Source organism: Variovorax sp. 01T439_2 (genome assembly GCF_056398445.1).
In genome coordinates this window covers 1-1455 of the sequence record NZ_JBFTPJ010001197.1, presented here as the reverse complement: position 1 = coordinate 1455, position 1455 = coordinate 1, and the positions used below count along the sequence as shown (strand labels likewise).

Sequence of the window (1455 nt, the reverse complement as noted above, 5' to 3'; positions counted from 1 at the left end):
GGCCAGTCGAACTTCGCGCCCCAAGCGAGTGCCGGCGGCAGCAACGGCTACGGCAGCTTCACGCTGACGGCCGGCGGCAGCTGGACCTACACGGCCAACAACAGCCAGGCGGCGATCCAGCAACTGGGCGCAGGTCAATCGATCAACGACAGCTTCACCGCCGTGTCCTCCGACGGCACGGCGAGCCAGCTCGTGACGGTGACGATCACCGGTACCAATGACGTGCCGGTCATCGGCGGCGTCGCCAGTGGCGCGGTGAGCGAGGATGCCTCGACACCGAACCTGAGCACCGGTGGCGCGCTGACTATCGCGGATGTGGATGCGGGCCAGTCGAACTTCGCGCTCCAAGCAGGCACCGCCGGCAGCAATGGCTACGGCAGCTTCACGCTGGCGGCCAATGGCGCCTGGACCTACACGGCCAACAATGGCCAGGCGGCGATCCAACAGCTGGGCGCGGGTCAATCGATCAACGACAGCTTTACCGCGGTGTCATCCGACGGCACGGCCAGCCGGGTGGTGACCGTGACCATTGCCGGGACCAACGACGTGCCAGTGATTGGTGGCGTCGCGAGCGGTGTGGTGAATGAGGATGCCTCGACGCCGAACCTGAGCACCAACGGTGCGCTGACGATCGCCGATGTCGACACGGGGCAGTCCAGCTTCACAGCCCAGGCCGGCACCGCCGGCAGCAACGGCTACGGCAGCTTCGCGCTGGCGGCCGATGGCAACTGGACCTACACGGCCAACAACAGCCAGGCGGCGATCCAGCAGCTGGGCGCCGGCCAGTCGATCAGCGACAGCTTCACTGCGGTGTCTTCCGACGGGACAGCCAGCCGGGTGGTGACCGTGACCATCGCCGGCACCAACGATGCACCGGTCCTGGGCTCTGCCGCGACACCCGTCCTGGCGGCAGCCAACGAGGACGGCGGCGCACCGGTCGGGGCCGTCGGGACGCTCATATCGAGCCTGGTGAACCTGAATCCGCCAGCCGGCGGCCTCGACAACGTGACCGACGCGGACAACGGCGCCATCACGGGCATCGCGTTGACGGGCGCGAACGCCACCAACGGAAGCTGGTGGTATTCCACCAACGGCGGCGCCAACTGGGCGGCGGTGGGGGCGGTGTCGAACGCGTCCGCACTGCTGCTGGCTGCGAACGCGAACACGCGTGTCTACTTCCAGGGGAATTCGAACTTCAACGGGACGCTCAGCGATGGCATCACCTTCCGCGCCTGGGATCAGACGAGCGGCGCGGCGGGCACCACGGTGAGCACAGTCACGAACGGGAACAGCTCTGCGTTCTCGAGCGCCACCGACACGGCGAGCATCACCGTCAGCGCGGTGAACGACAATCCGGTCGCCGTGGCCGACAGGATCATCGTGTCGGACAGCACGCTCGTCACGCTGTCGGCGAACTCGCTGCTCGGCAACGACACCGACATCGACGGTCTCGCC

At 67.5% G+C, this 1455-nt stretch carries 1 protein-coding gene; it reads left to right on the top strand.

Annotated elements, in window-relative coordinates; translation table 11 throughout:
- Positions 1-1455, top strand: a 1455-nt coding sequence (locus AC1DOC_RS33460; RefSeq protein ID WP_478131542.1) for a VCBS domain-containing protein, incomplete at both ends; no start/stop codon positions are given.